This is a genomic window from Enterobacter sp. 2VL (assembly GCF_005503595.1).
GTDB classification, from domain to species: domain Bacteria; phylum Pseudomonadota; class Gammaproteobacteria; order Enterobacterales; family Enterobacteriaceae; genus Enterobacter; species Enterobacter cancerogenus.
Genome location: NZ_SCNE01000001.1, coordinates 455,852 through 473,943 on the forward strand (window position 1 = coordinate 455,852; position 18,092 = coordinate 473,943).

Here is an 18,092-nt window from a genome sequence, read left to right on the forward strand (position 1 = left end):
AAGTTTCCATTATGATTGAACGCTTGGATCATAAACGATAGCGATGAATCTACAAGCCCCGGCGTGTAAGGTTTTGTCTGGCGACGCGTTTATGTACGCGTCAGCGCATCATATGCGGCCAGTGAATGTCCCCTACGCCGTTCAGCTGAGGGCGGGCAAACAAGAACCCCTGGAAACGGCGAATGCCCGCCGATTCGAGCCAGCACCACTCTTCCAGCTTCTCGATGCCTTCCGCCACCAGGGTGATTTCCAGATCGGTGCAGCAACTGACAATCGATTTCACGATGGCCTGCTTCGGGCCGCTAAGGTGGATATCGCTGACAATCTCGCGGTCGATCTTGAGTTTATCCGGCTGGAATTTCGTCAGCAGTGACAGCCCGGCATACCCGGAGCCAAAATCGTCAATTGCCAGACCAATGCCCTCTGCCCGGAGCTGTTTGATGGCGCTGTTAAACTGGTTGAAACCGGAAATGATCTCGTTTTCCGTCACCTCAATCACCACCTGCTCCGGCTGAAGCCCGTGGATCTTAATTTGATCCACCAGAAATTCGACCGCGCCGGGCACTTTGACGAGTGACATGGGCAGCAGGTTCACGGCGATTTTATGCCCGCCTATTCCCAGCTTTTCCGCCAGGGCAAACGCATAAGCTTTTGTCTGGAGGTCAACTTCGTAGATTTTTTCCGGATCGAGCGTCTGAAAGAAAAGTTCCGGGCTGCCGCCGTCGTTGCCGCGTATCAGGGCCTCGAGGGAGCTGATTTTACCTTCCGCAGGCTCCACGATAGGCTGGAGAGCAAACTGGCAGGACTGATCGGCCAGCAGGCCCACGCCGGTGGCAAACGGGGCGCGCTCCCGGGACAGCGTCCACTGGCTGGCATCAAATGTCGTGCCGGGATTTGCCGTCCCTTTTCGGTTGATAAATGACTGGATGAACTTAAAGACCCGGTCCCCGGAGGCGAGATAGCTTTCCAGCTTGCTGTAATGCAGCACCGACTGGAGAACGTCCTTCGGGGATTGCACCTGCAAATCAAACAGCAACATGCCGATATGCTCGAACCGTCTGCGCGGACCATAGTCACGCATCAGTTCCACAACATCGCAGTGGCGTTTGTCCTCCCGAATCTTGAGGAAAAGCGTAACGACGCTCTCTTCCTTTCCTTCGAGGATTTGCAGAATTTCATGCCCGCTGGAGAGCAAAATGCCGGTGATGTTCAGACCCGTATTGCGGATCTTAGCCTGCTCAACCAGCGTGCGCAGCTGAGCGGCATCACAGGATGAATGTAACCGGCTTCGATAAATGAGTGTAGTCAGCACAGCAACGGGTTCCGATAGTAAAGAAATGCTGAAAGCGAAGCTCCAGCATACTGCAAGCGGCTGAACTAATACATATACATAAGTCAGGCAAATGTTTAATGACTTTTCACCGGCTCGCTCAGCGTATCAATGCGCTCCTGCATATAGCTGTAGAACGGATTAGAGGTGACGCGCATCAGCGCCTCTTTACCCACGCTCAGCACCGAGGTTTCGCCCCACAGCGCAATGGTCCCGAGGCTGATGCCATAGCGGTTCTTCACCTCAGGCTGACGGCCATAGAGATCGTCATCCGGCGGGAACGGCACCGCCACGTGCGACAGCGAGTAGACGTCCTGCGGGTAAGGCAGCGACAGCGCCACGGACGTTTCAGCCGTACGGCCTGCTGGCGTGGTTTTCGCCACGGTATTGAAACTGTGCGGGCCGTCATTCGTGATAACCGTGACAGTGTAACGCCTTACTGCCGGAGGCAGCAGTTCAGAGACGGCGGTCCAGGACGAGGGTCTGAACAACGGACGGAAGCTCGCGGCCTGGTTGATGTCAAACATCACCAGCTCGCTGCCGTTAGCCGGAAGCCGATCGAACAATTCGGTGACCACGGCGCGGGTGCTAACCGTGGAATCCATTACCGACTGAAATGCCAGCACGGGCGGCAGTGCGTCAAGCCTGTTCTCTTTGCTGTCGCGGGTCAGCTGCTGCTGCAGAGCCTGGGTCAGCAGCCAGGACTGACGCGCGGCGTTAACCGGAAACGAGTTGTATTTATAAGGATTATATTCCGGCGAAATGTTAAGCCAGGCCGCCTTGGCAAAGGCGGGGAGCATTGCCGGTAGCCCGGCTAACCCGGCAAATCGGGCAAACGCGGTCACGCCAATCATCGGCGACAGCAGGACCAGTTGCTGGGGTTTACGAAGCTGCGGGTTGTCCAGCGCGTCGAGGGCGTATTTCATCGCCAGCGCCCCGCCGTTGGAATAGCCCACCAGATGCAGCGGAACATCGCCACCAAGACGGGTAGCCTCACGCACGGCAAGGCGGGTGGCGGCCAGCCACATCTCCCAGTCCACATTCGTCAGCGCGCCGGGGGCCGTGCCGTGACCGGGCAGACGCGGCACCACCGCCACAAAGCCGTGCTGCTGGTAGCGAATGGCCAGATGCCTGACGCTGTAGGGCGAGTCCGTCAGCCCGTGCAACAGCACGACGGCCCCGCGAGGCTTCCCGGCAGGCATCAGAACCATGGAACGGTTGGCATCAGGGGTGAACTGCCCGGGCCAGACAAGGCTCTGGCGGGCGTAGCGGTTAAGCGGCGTGCGCTCTGTCGCGTCGGTCTTCGACGTCACCTCAGCATCCAGGCTGGCGAAAATGGCCTTTTCGCGGGTGAGGTACTGCGCAAATGTGGCCTTATCCATCTCAGGGGCTGACAGCTCATCGGCGCGCCAGGTATGCCAGAGATGCAGCGCCGGGCCTTGCTGCGAGAGGTAAACCCGCACCGCGAGGAGCACAATCAGCACGATCCCCAGCACCATTGCCACTTTTTTTGCAAGAACGATCAGACGCACGCTGACACGCCAGGGCAAATTCGCCATGCCGATATCCCTTTGATAATCACAGTTTTACTATCTTAACAAAAAAGCGAAACGTCTGGAGTATTGATGAGGTGTATGAAAGGCGGATGAGAGACAGGAAAAAGCCGGGCATCGCCCGGCTCTGACTTAGTTCAGCGTGTAATCAAGGGTGATTTCCGCTTTCAGCACCTGCGATACCGGGCAGCCGGCTTTGGCTTTCTGAATGATGCCGTCAAACTGCTGAGGATCGATGCCAGGCACCGTGACTTTGCTTTTCAGCGCGATTTTGCTGATTGCAAAACCACTGTCGGTCTTGTCGAGCGACACGTCCGCCGTGGTGTCAATGGAATCCGCCGTGTAGCCGCTTTCGCCCAGCATCAGCGACAGCGCCATGGAGAAACAGGCCGCGTGTGCCGCGCCAATCAGCTCTTCCGGGTTAGTGCCCTTTTCCCCTTCGAAACGGGTATTAAAGCCGTAAGGTTGCTGGTTAAGGACGCCGCTCTCTGTGGAAACCGTCCCTTTGCCGCGCTTAATGTCGCCAGACCAGTGTGCTGAACCGTGCTTATGAATCGTCATTCTTGCTCTCCTTTTGGCTTACAAAGAGATAAGTATAGGACGCTACGCGTTTTCTGCAGGAAAGACAGACGAGTCTGACAAGGGTGCCAGATATGCCGCCAGCGCATCGAGGAACACCCGCTGCGCGGCGGGCTGGTAGTCACGCGACTGATAAATACCGAAAATCCCGATCGCTTTGGGCGTGTAGGCGCTCAGCACTGGCACCAGTTGCCCCGTCTGTAAGGCGTCTCGCGCCTCACGCTCCGGCAGCATCGCAATGCCGCAGTGGTTAATGGCCGCCTCCATCAGCAGCGACGAAATGCTGGCACTCAGATTGCCGCTTACCGCTGTAGAAACCAGCTCCCCCTGTGGGCTGACAAAGCGCCACGACTGCCCGGCGAAAAAGCTGTAGTGCAGGCAGTTGTGCTGCATCAATTCCTCAAGCTGTTGCGGCGTACCCGCCTCTGCGAGATAACGTGGAGAGGCGCAGAGTACCGAATCGCACTCCCCCAGCCGGCGGGCAATCATGCCTGGCTCAGGATTATCGGTGATGCGGATCGCCACATCGATACGCTCGCCCACCAGGCTTACCGGATGGTTGTTGACGTCCAGCTCAATACGCAACTGGGGATAACGCGCAAGCAGCCCGGGTAGCACCGGCGAAATGATTTGCATGGCGGTAAAATGCGCGCAGGCCACCCGCAGCGTTCCTGCGGGGGAATCTTTCGCAGACTGATCCTCAATCTCCTGGGAAATTTGCGAGAGCGTGCGGGTTTTTTGCAGCACTTTTTCACCCGCCGCCGTCAGCGTCAGTTTGCGGGTTGAACGGTTAACCAGCCGTGTCCCCGCCCATTTTTCCATCTGCTCCAGATAACGGCTCACCATCGGACGGGAGATCCCCAGCGCACGTGCCGCCGCGCTCAGGCTCCCCAGTTCGCAAATGCGGTTATAGACCTGAGCGGCAATAACGCGATCCATCTTATGCTCCATCTGCTCGATTTATGAAACTAAGCATGTCTTGTTTCAGGAATTCTGGCAAATGGTGAAATCCGTACAATAGAGTCTTTCCCGAACAACGAGACAATATGATGAAGCTTACTCGCCTTGCATTGCTGTGCACCCTCTTCACCCCAGCGGTTTTTGCCGCACCGTTAACCATTGATACTTATAACCCGCAGGAGAAAGGTATTTTCGCGGTCTCCTCGACGCTGGTCTCAGGGCCGACAGAGGCTGTGCTGTTTGACGCACAGTTCAGCGTGAAAGACGGTGAAGCGCTGGTGGAAAAAATCCGCCGCACCGGCAAGACCCTCAACAAGATTGTGATCACTTCCGGCGATCCGGATTTCTACTTCGGCCTGCAGCCGCTGGTCAGCGCTTTCCCGAATGCCAAAGTGGTTGCCACGCGGCAGGTCGTTGACCATATCAACGCCACGAAAGAGGCCAAGCTCGCCTTCTGGGGACCCCAGATGAAAGACGGCGCGCCCGCTAAACTTGTGGTGCCACAGGTCATTGCCTCAAACACTTTTATGATTGACGGCGAGAAGGTCGATATCGAAGAGCCTGAAAGCTACGCGGCGTACGTGTGGATCCCGTCGGCCAAAACGATTCTGGGCGGCACCGGCGTCTCCTGGGGGATTCACGTCTGGACGGCGGATACGCAAACCAAAGCCAGCCGTCAGCAATGGCAGCAGACGCTGGAGAATATGGCCGCACATCAGCCAGAGCGCGTGATCCCGGGGCATTATCTCGGTACGCCGCCAGCCGGTACCGGGGCCATAGACTTTACCAAAGCTTATCTGGCCCAGTTTGAGAAAACCCTGGAGGAGCATAAAGACTCCGCAGGCGCGATCGCTGCAATGAAAAAAGTGTACCCCGCACTTGCAGAAGAGAGCTCGCTTGAGCTGAGCGCCAAAGTGAATACCGGCGAGATGAAATGGTAATGAACTGAATACCTCCTGCTATATTTATTTTTTTATAGCAGGAGGAAATGATGACTTCGTCAGTTCGCGGTATTGACCACATTGGTATTACGGTTCCTGATATTGAACAGGCCACCCTCTTTTTTAAACAGGCATTCGACGCAACGGTTTTATACCACTCGGTTGACCCCGGCAGTGAAAATATTGACCATGATGCGCAGGAAAAAACATTAAGGTTATTTCCCGGCACAAAAATCCGCGCCATCCGTATGCTGGCTATGCCACACGGCCCGGGCGTTGAGCTGTTCGAAATGCACGGCCCTGAACAGGGGCACCCCGCCCGCGCCAGCGACTTTGGCCTCCAGCACTTTGCCGTGTATGTGGATGATTTTAAAAAAGCCATCTCCGCCTTCACCGCCGCAGGGGGAGAAATGTTTACCCAACCCAAGCCGCTCACGTTCCCGGCTGAACAGGGCGACGGCAATGCTTTCTGCTATGGCCAGACCCCGTGGGGAAGCGTGGTGGAATTGATCTCCTGGCCCTCTCCGATGCCTTTTGAAAAAACGACAAAATTACGCCGTTGGAAACCCTGAATTTTAATTCTGTGCTATGGAAAATGATATTTTTATTTCCAGGACGAATCTGAGCCACAACGCGAAAAATATTTGTCACTCTGTTTGTGAATTAAGATTTTGCAAGCCGTAACATTAAACAGACAACGACACGGAGGCAGCATGTTTACTTATTATCCGGCACACACCACAGCAGCTCAGCCCGAACTGGTCAACGCAATCGCGCAGGGTCTTCACGCCGAGCACGGTGCTGTTACTGAAGATGACATTTTGATGGAACTGACCCGGTGGGTGGAAGCCACAGACAATGACATCCTCAGTGACATCTACCAGCAGACCATTAACTATGTTGTCAGCGGGCGTAATGCCCCGTTGTAAAAATCTGCTATGCTGGATCTGCAACCTAAGGGGTTACATTTCGTTTGCGTAAGCAAACTTGTCCTTAAAACTATCAACAGGATTGAGGAGTAAATATGAAATCGAACCGTCAGGCACGCCACATTCTGGGGCTGGACTACAAACTCTCTAACCAGCGTAAAGTGGTGATTGAGGGCGACAGCGAGAAGCAAGTCACCCACGCTACCGGCAGAAAACGCCACGCAGGTAAGTAAGTCCCGTTAAGGATCCACAACACCATCGGTCACCCCGGTGGTGTTTTTTTTATGGTTTGCGGTAATTACCATTTACCTCCTTTATAATACCGCCCGACCCCACCCCGCAGCACAGGCCAGAAAGATGACAAACAGCAGTGTCAGGGACGGATCTTCAAAAAAGAGTGAGTGACATGGACAACAAACTGAAAAAACATCGTTCCTTATATATCCCTTATGCCGGACCGGTTTTACTGGAATTCCCCCTGCTGAACAAAGGCAGCGCTTTCAGCATGGAAGAGCGCAGCAGCTTTAACCTGCTCGGTCTGCTTCCGGAAGTGGTAGAAACCATTGAAGAACAGGCGGATCGCGCCTGGATCCAGTACCAGGGTTTCAAAACGGAAATCGACAAACATATCTACCTGCGTAATATCCAGGACACCAACGAAACCCTTTTCTACCGTCTGGTACAGAACCATCTCGAAGAGATGATGCCGGTGATCTACACCCCAACGGTGGGCGCGGCGTGTGAACGCTTCTCCGAGATCTACCGCCGCTCGCGTGGCGTCTTCATCTCCTGGCCTAACCGTCACAATATGGACGACATTCTGCAGAACGTGCCGAACCACAACATCAAAGTGATTGTGGTGACCGACGGCGAACGTATTCTGGGCCTTGGCGACCAGGGCATCGGCGGAATGGGGATCCCTATCGGGAAACTTTCGTTATATACCGCCTGCGGGGGCATCAGCCCGGCGTATACCCTGCCGGTCGTACTGGATGTCGGCACGAATAACCAGCAGCTGCTGAGCGACCCGCTGTATATGGGCTGGCGTCATCCGCGCATTACGGATGATGAGTATTATCAGTTTGTTGACGATTTCATTCAGGCCGTGAAGCAACGCTGGCCGGACGTGTTGCTGCAGTTCGAAGACTTTGCGCAGAAAAACGCCATGCCGTTGCTCAACCGCTACCGCGATGAAATCTGCTCGTTCAACGACGACATTCAGGGCACGGCGGCGGTCACCGTCGGCACGCTGATCGCCGCCAGCCGCGCGGCAGGCAGCCAGCTGAGCTATCAAAAAATCGTCTTCCTCGGCGCGGGTTCTGCGGGCTGTGGTATCGCCGAGCAGATCATCGCCCAGACGCAGCGCGAAGGCTTAAGCGAAGAGCTGGCCCGCTCGCGCGTCTTTATGGTCGACCGCTTTGGCCTGTTGACCGACGGCATGCCAAACCTGCTGCCGTTCCAGACCAAACTGGTACAGAAAAAAGACGCGCTGAAAAACTGGGATACGGACAATGAAGTGCTTTCCCTGCTGGACGTGGTGCGCAACGTTAAGCCGGATATTTTGATCGGCGTGTCCGGTCAGACGGGTCTCTTCACGGAGGAGATCATTCGCGAGATGCATAAACACTGCGAACGTCCTATCGTCATGCCGCTGTCCAACCCGACATCCCGTGTGGAGGCCACCCCGCAGGACATCATCGCATGGACCGAAGGCAATGCGCTGGTTGCCACCGGCAGCCCGTTCGAGCCGGTGCTGTGGAAAGACAAACTTTACCCTATCGCCCAGTGCAACAACTCCTATATCTTCCCGGGGATTGGCCTTGGCGTTATCGCCTCTGGCGCGTCGCGCATCACCGACGAGATGCTAATGTCGGCGAGCGAAACGCTGGCGAAGCACTCTCCGCTGGTGAACAACGGCGAAGGTCTGGTTCTGCCGGAGCTGAAGGACATTCAGACTGTGTCACGTGCCATCGCATTCGCGGTAGGCAAAATGGCGCAGCAGCAGGGTGTGGCGGTGAATACCTCTGCCGATGCGCTGCAGCAGGCCATCGACGATAATTACTGGAAGCCGGAATACCGCAGCTATCGTCGTACTTCAATTTGATCTGCGCTCCGACCTGGCCCTCTCCCTGTGGGAGAGGATCAGGGCACCCGATCGCAGTGCAGCCTAATCGCCCGGTGGCGCTTCGCTTACCGGGCCTACGGGCCAGATGTTCTCCCTTCCCCTGTGGCAGAGATCCCCACTAGCCAAACGTGCGTTCCCCCGCTACACTCCTCTCATCCATTAACTAACTGAATATATAAGGAGGCCTGTTATGCTGTACTGTGAAATTTTCAATTTTTCACATACTCTTGGTGATCGCATTTGCTCAGGCGTTATCGATATCGTGCTGCGATAACTTCGGCTTGAGCGAAGACACTACCCCCCTGAATCCCTTCTCTCGGGCTTACTGAGTTATCGTCAGCGATGTTTGACGAGGCATAAACATGCCTGTAACTCCTGGGTAAGCAACAATGAGCACACTACTCACTGCACAATCTTTACGTGTTGATACGGCGTTTGGCACGCTCTTCGACGCACTCTCCTTTACGCTGAAAAAAGGCGACCGCATTGGTCTGCTGGGCGATAACGGCTGCGGCAAAAGCACGCTTTTGAAGATCCTCGACGGCACGGATTCCCCTGCCGCTGGCAGCGTCTCTCTCGCCGGGCATTGCCTGGTGGCGCGCATCGAGCAACATCTTCCAGAGAGCCTGTTTCCGCTGACCATGCTGGACGCGGTTCTGGCGCAGCTTGCGCAGAGCGAGCGCGAAAGCCTGCGCTGGAGGGCCGAAACGCTGCTGGCCAGCATGGGCTTCTCTGCGCAGGATATGGCCTTGCAATCCGCCACGCTGAGTGGCGGGCAGCATACCCGCCTGCTGCTGGCGCGGGCGTTGATACGCGAGCCGGACCTGCTGCTCCTGGACGAGCCGAGTAACCACCTCGATCTGCCCACCATGCTGTGGCTTGAACAGTTCCTGCAAAACTGGTCCGGCAGCTTTGTGCTGGTCTCCCACGACAGACAACTGCTGGATGCCGTCACGAACGGCAGCTGGATCCTGCGGGATAAAACGCTCCACCATTTCGCGCTTCCCTGCACCGCCGCGCGTCGGGCGCTGGTAACAAAAGACGAAAGCGATGCACAGCGTTTTAAGGCGGAACAAAAGGAGATCGACCGCGTCGCCGCCAGCGCTAAACGGCTGGCGACCTGGGGCAAGGTGTACGACAACGAGGATCTGGCCCGTAAAGCGAAACAGATGGAAAAACAGGTCGAGCGGCTGAAAGAGAGCCAGACGGAGGTCACGGCGGGCAGCCAGTGGACCTTGACCCTGCGCGGCGACGCGCTGCGGGCTGACCGTCTGCTGGAGATGGAAAACCTTGAGGTACCGCCTGCACCGGGGCTTCCGGCGCTGTTCAGCGTCGAGGCGGCCAGGCTTAAAAGCGGCGACCGGGTGGCGATTGTGGGACGTAACGGCTGCGGTAAATCATCGCTGATGAAGCTTATCTGGCGACATTTTCGCGGTGAACTGACGGACGCGAGGCTGAAACTTCATCCCCGCGTATCGCCAGGTTACTACGACCAGACGCTGCATCAGCTGCCGGACGCGGCATCTCTGCTGGATGCGCTGGAGCCGTTTGCGCCCGATCCCCACAACCGCAAAATGGCGCTTATCAGCGCCGGGTTCCCGTGGGCGCGTCACGGGCAGAAAGTCAGTACGCTGAGCGGCGGCGAGCGTTCTCGCCTGTTGTTCGTTGGCCTGACGCTTGCCCGCTATAGCCTGCTGATGCTGGATGAGCCGACCAACCACCTGGACATGGAAGGCAAAGAGGCGCTTGCCGACACCCTGCAACAGTTTGCAGGCGGCGTGCTGTTAGTCAGCCACGATCGTCAGTTAATCAGTCAAAGCTGCAACCGGTTCTGGCTGATTGAGGACGGTATGCTGACCGAATGGCACGATGCCGACGCGGTGTTTGCGCGTCTGCGTGAAGCGTCGGGTATCGCGCCTCAGGCGGCGTCGTCCCGGCCTGCGGAACAGACGCTTTCATCAGCAGACGATTTGTTTGAACGGCTGGTTACGCTGGAGACGCTGCTTGAAGAGGATCTGGCCCGTAAGCCAAAGCATCAAAAGCCGCAGCTACAGGCACAGTGGCGTAAAGAAATTGAGGTGATAGAAGCACAGCTGTAAGACTGCGCCCGGCGGTAGCCTCGCCGGGCCCATTTTTTACTGCGGGTTTTTCGCTTTCCAGGCATCCCACGCCTGTTTGATCTCCTGCTTCGCGGTGGCGGCATCGTTGAAACCGCTCAGCTCCACCTTTTTACGCCCTTCCGGTAATTGCTTGTAGACCCTGAAAAAGGCCTCAAGGCGCTGTACCTCGATTTTTGGCAGATCGCTTAGCGCCTGAATATCGTCGTAGGTAGGGTCAATTTTGCTCGCCGGTACCGCAACGATTTTGTCATCCTTGTCTCCGCCATCCACCATCTTCAGCACGCCAATCGCCCGCAGCTTGATCAGCGTGCCCGGTGCCATTGGCGCACGGGTATAGAAAATGACGTCCAGCGGATCGCCATCCCCCGCCAGAGACTGGGTCAGCGAGCCGTAGTTTGCCGGATAGGCCACAGGCATCGACTGAAAACGATCGGCCACGATAAAGCCGGTTTTAGCGTCGGTTTCATATTTAACGATCCCGCCCGCCGGAATTTCGGTCACGGCGTAGAATTCTTCGGGGGCGTTTTCCGGCTGAGGAAATTCGAGAATATTTTGTGCATGAACGGAGGCAGACAGAAGAACGCTGATTGCGATAAGTTTTTTCACCAGATGCATTGTCTTTTAACTCTTCGGTTATCAAGAAGACAACACGTTACGTTTGGTACATGACAGAACCATGACGTTTTTTTGGCACTTTTTTGGCCCCCTGATTATGGGTGGATCGCTGTATTCTTAATCTGAAATCGGATGAAAGTATGACAATCTGTTGCGGCCGCCTTGCATTACCGCACTAAACTCTTAATCCTTAATGGGTATCACACCTGCAATGCAGATGCACATCATGAACAAGGAGAAACAGATGAAAGCTGCTGTCGTAACTCAGGATCATCAGGTAAACGTCACCGAAAAAACCTTACGCCCTCTCAAGCACGGCGAAGCGCTGCTGAAAATGGAATGCTGTGGAGTGTGCCATACCGATCTTCACGTTAAGAACGGTGATTTTGGCGATAAGACCGGCGTCATTCTCGGCCATGAAGGAATTGGTATCGTCAAAGAGATTGGTCCGGGCGTGAACTCGCTTAAGGTTGGCGACCGCGCGAGCGTGGCATGGTTCTTCGAAGGCTGCGGGCACTGCGAATACTGTAACGCCGGCAACGAGACCTTGTGCCGCAGCGTGAAAAATGCCGGTTACTCGGTTGATGGCGGTATGGCAGAAGAGTGCATCGTCACGGCGGATTACGCGGTCAAAGTCCCGGACGGACTGGATTCCGCTGCGGCCAGCAGCATCACCTGCGCGGGCGTCACTACCTATAAAGCCGTGAAAATGTCGACAATCAAACCCGGCCAGTGGATTGCGATTTACGGCCTGGGCGGTCTGGGCAACCTTGCGCTGCAGTATGCTAAAAACGTCTTCAACGCGAAGGTGATCGCCATTGATGTGAATGACGAGCAGCTGAAGCTGGCTGCCAGCATGGGTGCAGACCTGACCATCAACTCGCGTAACGAAGACGCGGCAAAAGTGATTCAGGAGAAAACCGGCGGCGCACATGCTGCGGTGGTGACGGCGGTCGCGAAAGCGGCGTTTAACTCTGCGGTTGACGCCGTGCGTGCCGGTGGCCGCGTGGTGGCCGTTGGCCTGCCGCCAGAAGCGATGAGCCTTGATATTCCTCGCCTGGTGCTCGACGGCATTCAGGTCGTGGGCTCGCTGGTTGGCACCCGTCAGGACCTGGTTGAAGCCTTCCAGTTCGCGGCAGAAGGTAAAGTGGTGCCAAAAGTGACGATGCGTCCGCTGGAAGATATCAATGCCATCTTCAAAGAGATGGAGCAAGGCCAGATCCGTGGCCGTATGGTAATTGATTTACGCGCGTAAGCGTCTGATGCCGGGCGGCGGCCTCGCCTGCCCGGCCTGTTATGAAGACCGTCTGTCGGAAATCCACTCCTGCACTTCAATCTGAAACGTGTCCGGCGCTTTGCGGTACATCTTGCGCGCAAGATCCAGAATGGTGTGGCGCGATAACTCCTCTTCCATCCTCTGCTGCGCGCTGTCCATCACAGAACGTACGCCGCAAGGACCGTCGCACACCCACGCGGGCGGCGTTTCGTCAAACACGGCCAGCCGCTGGCGTACTTCGCGGCACTCAAACATGTTTTTTTCACCATCGATGGCGTGCGCCACATCCAGGACGGAGATCAGCTCTGCCGGCCGCGCCAGCTTAAATCCCCCGCCCTTGCCTTCCGTACTGATCACCAGCCCGGCGCGCGACAGGCGCGTAAAGATTTTACCGAGATAGTCATAAGGAACGCCCTGCAGGGCCGCCATCTCCCGGACGCTCATCTCTCGCTCGCACCCTTTCGCATCCACCATACACATCAGGCTGTGAATGCCGTATTCCACACCGGAACTGTAAAACGCCATGATTAACTCCGAAGTCATTTATCCGGGTCATTATAGCGGCGTTACACATGATAAACACCGCCATCGTCACCGCATCTGATTAACCTGCTGATTTTAGGCACCATTTAAATTTAACTCAGAAAGAAGTTGTCGCAGTTAACTCCGACAAGTATAGTTGCAGTTATGTCAGACACCCAGCCTGACGACCAAAAGGATCGAAGATGAAAAAGCAGATTTTAATTGTGGGTAGTGGTTTTTCCGGTATGTGGGCTGCGGTCAGTGCCGCTCGCCTGTCCGCGCTGACGGGGAATAACACTCTGTCGATTGCCGTTCTGGCGCCCGTCGCGGAGTTGCGCGTTCGTCCCCGCTTTTATGAAGAAAAGGTCGCCACGCTGGTTGCGCCGCTGAGCGATCTCTTTGCCGAACTGGACATTGAATTCATTGCGAGTAGCGCAGAACGTATTGATGCAAATGATAAAAGCGTTGTCTGGCGCGATGCGAATGGCCAGGAAATGACCCTGAGCTATGAGCGCCTGGTGCTGGCAACGGGTAGCCAGACCAAACGTCCACCGATTGCCGGGCTGGCTGAATATGCGTTTGATATCGACCAGCTGGAATCCGCTCAGTTTTTTGAGCAGCACCTTGATTCGCTGGTTGCGCGCCCTTCGACGCCCGAGCGTAACACCGTTGTGGTCTGCGGCGGTGGTTTTACCGGTATCGAACTGGCAACCGAACTGCCTGCCCGTCTTCGCGCTCGTTTCGGTAACGAGACAACGACTAAAGTTATCGTAGTTGAACGCGGCGCGGCGATCGGCGGGCGCTACAGCGAAGCCCTGCGCAATACCATCGAAGCCGCCAGCGAGGAGCTGGGCATTGAGTGGCGTTTGAACAGTGAGATTGAAGCCATCGACGCCGGTGGCGTCACGCTGAAAAACGGCGAGCGTATCGCATCTGCTACTGTTGTCTGGACGGCAGGTGTAGAGGCAAACACCCTTAGCCAGCAGATTGACGGCGAGCGCGACAGCCAGGGGCGTCTTGTCGTTAACGAAAACCTTCAGGTTCCCACCCACCCGGATATTTACGCCACGGGCGATATGGCGCATGCCAAAACCGACGACGTGGGCAACACGGCGCTGATGACCTGCCAGCACGCCATTCAGCTCGGCAAGTTTGCGGGCCATAACGCCGCGGCCAGCCTGCTTAATCAGCCGCCGCTGCCTTACCGTCAGGTGAACTATGTGACCTGTCTTGATTTAGGGGGCTGGGGCGCGGTCTACACCGAAGGCTGGGAGCAGGAGGTAAAATCCGTGCGTGATGAGGCGAAGAAGATCAAAATGGCTATCACTAACGAGCTGATTTATCCGCCTGCGGCAGACCGCAGCGTCGCGTTTGCGGCGGCCGATCCGCTGGCGAAATTTGTGTAGGGAGTATCCCGTCAGGCTAGCGCTCGCGCGTTAGCCTGCGTACGTTTGGCCTTCTGATAGCCGTAGAGCAACAGCGACACCATCGCGGAGAACGACAGCAGCGCCGCAGGTAGCGTAACGTAGCTCCAGCTAAAGCCGAGCGTGATCATCATCCCGCCAAAATATGCGCCAATTGCGCTGCCCAGATTAAACGCCATCTGGCCTCCCGCCGCCCCGAGCAGTTCGCCCCCCTTCGCATTTTGCAGCAGCAGGATCTGCAGTGGCGCAGAGAGCGCAAACAAACCGGCACAGCAGATGAACCCCATCGTCAGCGAAGCGGTCTGGTGCTCGCCAAACGCGAAGAGCAGTAGCAGCGAGGCGACTATCACCAGATCGGTTGTAGCGGCAATCCGTAACGGGCTAAAGCGGCCGGAGAGTTTCCCGCTCATCAGGTTGCCCAGCACCATCCCAAGCCCCATCAGCATCATAATCGCCGTCATTCCCCCTTCGGAGAAACCGGAAACGTTGAGCATAAAAGGCTTCACGAAGCTAAACCAGGCAAACACCCCGGCGTTGCCAAACATGGTGGCGGCAAAAATCAGCCAGGGTTCCGGGCGCTTCAAAAAATGAAACTGTTCGGTCAACCGGGCAGCGGTTTTATCGTGGATAGTGGGCACCCACAGCAGCACGGAGAGAATAACCAGCGCATCGAACAAGGCAATCAGGAAGAAGGTATAACGCCAGCTGAATGCATGTCCGAGCCAGGTTCCCAGCGGTACACCCACCAGGTTGGCAACGGTCATCCCGGCAATCATCCCCGCGACCGCGACCGTTACCTTCCCCGGCGGCGCGATTTTCGACAGCACAATCGCCCCCACGCCAAAGATGGCACCATGAGGGAAACCGGAAATCAAACGTCCCATCGCCAGACCATACCAGGAGGATGAGAACGCAAAAATGGCGTTGCCGATTGCACACATCGCCACCAGAAACAGCAGCGTGGATTTCAGCGAAAACTTGCTGGAAAAGAGCGCCACAATCGGTGCGCCAATCACCACGCCGAAGGCGTAAAACGAGATCATGTTTCCGGCGGACGGAATGGATATCCCGGTGTCGTGCGCCAGTTCGGTGAGCACGCCCATAATGCCAAACTCGGCCATCCCCAGGCCAAACGTACCCAGTGCCAGCGAAAATATTGTTTTTTTCATACCGCAACCGCAAATAAATGAGAGGCAACGGGCATTATTGACCAAACTGGTATGGTGAGCCAGTTCAAAACCGATCTCTGACACGTTAATCCATTTATTCAGGTCGATTACACTTCAGGTGGGTCCGCAAGAGGATGACAAGTATGGTCAGCAAAAAGAACGCGAGCAAAGTGGTTGATGACGCGACGAAAACACCGCTTAAAACGAAAGAGTATGAAAAAGAGCTGCGCCGTCTGCACGTAGAGCTGGTGAAGCTTCAGCAGTGGGTGGTGAGCAAAGGGTTGAAAGTCTGTATCGTGTTTGAGGGGCGAGACGGCGCAGGCAAAGGGGGAACAATCAAGGCCATCACCGAGCGCGTTAGCCCCCGGGTATTCCGGGTTGTCGCCCTGCCGGCTCCCACAGAAAAGGAGAAGAGCCAGCTCTACTTGCAGCGTTACGTCTCCCACCTGCCTTCGGCGGGTGAAATCGTCATCTTCGATCGCAGCTGGTATAACCGCGCGGGCGTTGAGCGCGTGATGGGTTTTTGCACCCCGGAACAGGTGGAAAAGTTTCTTGATGGCACGCCGGTTATGGAAAAAGCGATGGTTGATGCGGGGATCATCTTACTGAAATACTGGCTTGAAGTGACGCCAAAAGAGCAGGAGCGCCGCCTGCGCGACCGTATTAACGACGGACGGAAAACCTGGAAACTGTCGCCGATGGACATTAAATCGTTCAATCTATGGGATGAGTATACGGTCGCGCGCGACGAGATGTTCAAAGCCACCGACACCGCCTGGGCACCGTGGTTTGTCGCCCGGTCGGAGGATAAAAAACGCGTGCGGTTAAATATTATTTCGCATCTGCTTTCCCAGATCCCCTATAAAGACCTGCATATCGAAACGCTGGATTTACCGAAGCGTAAAATAGGTAAGGTAAAGCCGACAAAATACCCGTTCAGGTATGTAGAAGAACGATTTTAACCGCGGTCTGAAAGCAAAACGCCGCCGGTCGAAACCGGCGGCGTTTAATACTATTTGAGCCCTTTCGTGCTCTCTTCTTTCGCTTCCTGACGTTCAACGTCGCGGTACCAGCGCGGGTGGTGTTTCTGCGCCCAGCGGCGACTCACCTTCCCTTCAATCATCCCCTTAATCGACCCTTTCACCCAGAAAGCCATATACATATGGATCAGGATGGCGTGGATCAGGATGATGGCCGAGGTCGCGTGGATCAGCAGCGCATAGCGAACCCACTGGATCGGGAAATAAGGCGCAAAGTACGGACGCCAGATGATCACGCCGGTCACCAGCAGCACGAAAATCATGCTCATGATGGTCCAGAACATCATCTTTTGTCCGGCGTTATATTTGCCGACTTTGGCGACTTTATGCTCGTTGCCTTTCAGAACTTCGATAATCCCCTTCACCCACGGAATGTCCTGCTTGTCCGGGATGTTGTGGTGTACGAAGCGTACGAACATAAACATCAGCACCACGAAAATCAGCACGCCAAAGAACGGGTGCAGAATGCGCCCCATCTGCGGTGTACCAAAGGTTTCCGTCAGCCACTGCAGCGTCGGGAAGAAGAACGAAATCCCCGATACTGCCACCAGGAAGAAGCAGATCACCACCGTCCAGTGACAGGCGCGGTCGATAAATTTCGTGCGCACAATCATCTTTGACTTACTCATGATGCTCCTCCTCGTCGTCATCCACCTCTTTATTCGGACCAATGCCGATATAGTGATAAATCAGTCCGGCAAAGGTGGCGATAAAGCCCGCCGCGGAGAGCGGCTTGAGCGCCCCTTTCCACAGGTTGATCGAGGTGTCGATCGCCGGATCTTTCGGCAGATTGTGGTACAGCTCCGGCTGGTCGTTGTGGTGCAGTACATACATCACGTGCGTTCCGCCTACGCCCTGCGGGTTATACACGCCTGCGTTTTCGTAGCCGCGTGCTTTTAACTTATCGACGCGCTGCTGCGCCACTTCCAGCATCTCGGTTTTGGTCCCGAAGTGAATGGCCCCGGTCGGGCAGGTCTTCACGCAGGCAGGCTCCTGCCCGACGCTGACGCGATCCACGCACAGGGTACATTTATAGACCCGGTTATCCTCTTTATTGAGGCGCGGGACGTTAAACGGACAGCCCGCGATGCAGTAGCCGCAGCCGATACAGTTGTCCTGCTGGAAATCCACGATGCCGTTGGCGTACTGAATAATCGCACCGGCAGACGGGCAGGCCTTAAGGCAGCCCGGATCTTCACAGTGCATACAGCCGTCTTTACGGATCAGCCACTCCAGCTTGCCGTTCTGTTCGGTTTCGCTAAAGCGCATCACCGTCCAGGATTTGGCGCTCAGATCGGCCGGGTTATCGTAGACCCCAACGCAGTGACCCACTTCATCACGAATGTCGTTCCACTCTGAACATGCTACCTGGCAGGCTTTACAGCCCACGCAGGAGGAGACATCGATAAGCTTGGCAACTTCAGCCTTGTAATCCCGCCCGCGAGGCGCGGGCGTGATAGGGTTAGTCGCGGAGCGTTTGATAATGTCTTGTGTTTCCATCGCCATTTA

The 18,092-nt window shown here is 55.9% G+C and carries 18 protein-coding genes; 9 read left to right on the forward strand and 9 right to left on the reverse strand.

Going from position 1 to position 18,092, the window contains the following annotated elements:
• Positions 1-100 precede the first annotated feature (100 nt).
• The 4 genes from FFS28_RS02155 to FFS28_RS02170 form a co-directional block, all read right to left on the reverse strand.
• Positions 101-1,312, reverse strand: a complete 1,212-nt coding sequence (locus tag FFS28_RS02155) for a diguanylate phosphodiesterase (RefSeq protein WP_137848632.1) — start codon at positions 1,310-1,312, stop codon at positions 101-103.
• A 95-nt stretch (positions 1,313-1,407) separates the two neighbouring features.
• Positions 1,408-2,889: an alpha/beta hydrolase gene (locus FFS28_RS02160; protein ID WP_137848633.1), complete on the reverse strand. Its 1,482-nt coding sequence runs from the start codon at positions 2,887-2,889 to the stop codon at positions 1,408-1,410.
• 126 nt (positions 2,890-3,015) lie between these two features.
• A complete protein-coding gene (locus tag FFS28_RS02165) occupies positions 3,016-3,444 on the reverse strand; it encodes an OsmC family protein (RefSeq protein ID WP_006175342.1) in 429 nt (142 codons plus the stop codon).
• Positions 3,445-3,486: 42 nt separating this feature from the next.
• Complete coding sequence (locus tag FFS28_RS02170; RefSeq protein ID WP_233500331.1) at positions 3,487-4,401, reverse strand: LysR family transcriptional regulator; 915 nt, start codon at positions 4,399-4,401, stop codon at positions 3,487-3,489.
• Between the two features lie 110 nt (positions 4,402-4,511).
• Here FFS28_RS02170 and FFS28_RS02175 point away from each other — a divergent pair, with 110 nt between their 5' ends.
• The 6 genes from FFS28_RS02175 to FFS28_RS02200 all read left to right on the forward strand — a co-directional run bounded on the left by FFS28_RS02175 (position 4,512) and on the right by FFS28_RS02200 (position 10,516).
• A complete protein-coding gene (locus FFS28_RS02175; protein WP_137848895.1) occupies positions 4,512-5,363 on the forward strand; it encodes a Vmh family MBL fold metallo-hydrolase in 852 nt (283 codons plus the stop codon).
• A 50-nt stretch (positions 5,364-5,413) separates the two neighbouring features.
• Positions 5,414-5,935: a VOC family protein gene (locus FFS28_RS02180; RefSeq protein WP_101737698.1), complete on the forward strand. Its 522-nt coding sequence runs from the start codon at positions 5,414-5,416 to the stop codon at positions 5,933-5,935.
• Positions 5,936-6,076: 141 nt separating this feature from the next.
• Complete coding sequence (gene bdm, locus FFS28_RS02185) at positions 6,077-6,292, forward strand: biofilm-dependent modulation protein (RefSeq protein WP_042319838.1); 216 nt, start codon at positions 6,077-6,079, stop codon at positions 6,290-6,292.
• A 95-nt stretch (positions 6,293-6,387) separates the two neighbouring features.
• Positions 6,388-6,525 carry a stationary-phase-induced ribosome-associated protein gene (sra, locus tag FFS28_RS02190; RefSeq protein ID WP_006175351.1) on the forward strand — a complete coding sequence of 46 codons (138 nt, stop codon included), beginning with the start codon at positions 6,388-6,390 and terminating at the stop codon, positions 6,523-6,525.
• A 173-nt stretch (positions 6,526-6,698) separates the two neighbouring features.
• Positions 6,699-8,396, forward strand: a complete 1,698-nt coding sequence (locus tag FFS28_RS02195) for an NAD-dependent malic enzyme (protein ID WP_088209124.1) — start codon at positions 6,699-6,701, stop codon at positions 8,394-8,396.
• A 410-nt stretch (positions 8,397-8,806) separates the two neighbouring features.
• Entirely contained in the window at positions 8,807-10,516 is a 1,710-nt protein-coding gene (locus tag FFS28_RS02200; RefSeq protein WP_137848634.1) for an ABC-F family ATP-binding cassette domain-containing protein, read from the forward strand.
• Positions 10,517-10,552: 36 nt separating this feature from the next.
• On the opposite strand, the gene FFS28_RS02205 is transcribed toward FFS28_RS02200, so the two are convergent.
• Complete coding sequence (locus FFS28_RS02205) at positions 10,553-11,152, reverse strand: inorganic diphosphatase (protein ID WP_137848635.1); 600 nt, start codon at positions 11,150-11,152, stop codon at positions 10,553-10,555.
• A 244-nt stretch (positions 11,153-11,396) separates the two neighbouring features.
• Here FFS28_RS02205 and adhP point away from each other — a divergent pair, with 244 nt between their 5' ends.
• Positions 11,397-12,407 carry an alcohol dehydrogenase AdhP gene (adhP, locus tag FFS28_RS02210; protein WP_137848636.1) on the forward strand — a complete coding sequence of 337 codons (1,011 nt, stop codon included), beginning with the start codon at positions 11,397-11,399 and terminating at the stop codon, positions 12,405-12,407.
• 39 nt (positions 12,408-12,446) lie between these two features.
• Here the strand turns inward: adhP and FFS28_RS02215 are convergent, their stop codons facing one another.
• Complete coding sequence (locus FFS28_RS02215; protein ID WP_058608824.1) at positions 12,447-12,953, reverse strand: RrF2 family transcriptional regulator; 507 nt, start codon at positions 12,951-12,953, stop codon at positions 12,447-12,449.
• Positions 12,954-13,153: 200 nt separating this feature from the next.
• Between FFS28_RS02215 and FFS28_RS02220 the strand changes: the two genes are divergently transcribed.
• Positions 13,154-14,356 carry an NAD(P)/FAD-dependent oxidoreductase gene (locus tag FFS28_RS02220; protein ID WP_137848637.1) on the forward strand — a complete coding sequence of 401 codons (1,203 nt, stop codon included), beginning with the start codon at positions 13,154-13,156 and terminating at the stop codon, positions 14,354-14,356.
• A gap of 11 nt (positions 14,357-14,367) precedes the next feature.
• On the opposite strand, the gene araJ is transcribed toward FFS28_RS02220, so the two are convergent.
• Entirely contained in the window at positions 14,368-15,543 is a 1,176-nt protein-coding gene (araJ, locus tag FFS28_RS02225) for an MFS transporter AraJ (RefSeq protein WP_058608758.1), read from the reverse strand.
• A gap of 143 nt (positions 15,544-15,686) precedes the next feature.
• On the opposite strand from araJ, the gene ppk2 reads away from it, so the two are divergent.
• Positions 15,687-16,505: a polyphosphate kinase 2 gene (gene ppk2, locus FFS28_RS02230; RefSeq protein WP_006175363.1), complete on the forward strand. Its 819-nt coding sequence runs from the start codon at positions 15,687-15,689 to the stop codon at positions 16,503-16,505.
• A gap of 50 nt (positions 16,506-16,555) precedes the next feature.
• Here the strand turns inward: ppk2 and fdnI are convergent, their stop codons facing one another.
• Together fdnI and fdxH are read right to left on the reverse strand one after the other, a co-directional pair.
• Positions 16,556-17,212, reverse strand: coding sequence for a formate dehydrogenase-N subunit gamma (fdnI, locus tag FFS28_RS02235; protein WP_006175368.1), 657 nt, complete (start codon positions 17,210-17,212; stop codon positions 16,556-16,558).
• Positions 17,205-18,089, reverse strand: a complete 885-nt coding sequence (fdxH, locus tag FFS28_RS02240; protein ID WP_006175370.1) for a formate dehydrogenase subunit beta — start codon at positions 18,087-18,089, stop codon at positions 17,205-17,207. The genes fdnI and fdxH overlap by 8 nt, the downstream gene beginning before the upstream one ends.
• Between the last annotated feature and the right edge of the window lie 3 nt (positions 18,090-18,092).

Coding starts and splice junctions, on each gene's coding strand:
- FFS28_RS02160 (WP_137848633.1), bottom strand. CDS start 2,889: ATGGCGAATTTGCCCTGGCGTGTCAGCGTGCGTCTGATCGTTCTTGCA.
- FFS28_RS02165 (WP_006175342.1), bottom strand. CDS start 3,444: ATGACGATTCATAAGCACGGTTCAGCACACTGGTCTGGCGACATTAAG.
- FFS28_RS02170 (WP_233500331.1), bottom strand. CDS start 4,401: ATGGATCGCGTTATTGCCGCTCAGGTCTATAACCGCATTTGCGAACTG.
- FFS28_RS02175 (WP_137848895.1), top strand. CDS start 4,512: ATGAAGCTTACTCGCCTTGCATTGCTGTGCACCCTCTTCACCCCAGCG.
- FFS28_RS02180 (WP_101737698.1), top strand. CDS start 5,414: ATGACTTCGTCAGTTCGCGGTATTGACCACATTGGTATTACGGTTCCT.
- bdm (WP_042319838.1), top strand. CDS start 6,077: ATGTTTACTTATTATCCGGCACACACCACAGCAGCTCAGCCCGAACTG.
- sra (WP_006175351.1), top strand. CDS start 6,388: ATGAAATCGAACCGTCAGGCACGCCACATTCTGGGGCTGGACTACAAA.
- FFS28_RS02195 (WP_088209124.1), top strand. CDS start 6,699: ATGGACAACAAACTGAAAAAACATCGTTCCTTATATATCCCTTATGCC.
- FFS28_RS02200 (WP_137848634.1), top strand. CDS start 8,807: ATGAGCACACTACTCACTGCACAATCTTTACGTGTTGATACGGCGTTT.
- FFS28_RS02205 (WP_137848635.1), bottom strand. CDS start 11,152: ATGCATCTGGTGAAAAAACTTATCGCAATCAGCGTTCTTCTGTCTGCC.
- adhP (WP_137848636.1), top strand. CDS start 11,397: ATGAAAGCTGCTGTCGTAACTCAGGATCATCAGGTAAACGTCACCGAA.
- FFS28_RS02215 (WP_058608824.1), bottom strand. CDS start 12,953: ATGGCGTTTTACAGTTCCGGTGTGGAATACGGCATTCACAGCCTGATG.
- FFS28_RS02220 (WP_137848637.1), top strand. CDS start 13,154: ATGAAAAAGCAGATTTTAATTGTGGGTAGTGGTTTTTCCGGTATGTGG.
- araJ (WP_058608758.1), bottom strand. CDS start 15,543: ATGAAAAAAACAATATTTTCGCTGGCACTGGGTACGTTTGGCCTGGGG.
- ppk2 (WP_006175363.1), top strand. CDS start 15,687: ATGGTCAGCAAAAAGAACGCGAGCAAAGTGGTTGATGACGCGACGAAA.
- fdnI (WP_006175368.1), bottom strand. CDS start 17,212: ATGAGTAAGTCAAAGATGATTGTGCGCACGAAATTTATCGACCGCGCC.
- fdxH (WP_006175370.1), bottom strand. CDS start 18,089: ATGGCGATGGAAACACAAGACATTATCAAACGCTCCGCGACTAACCCT.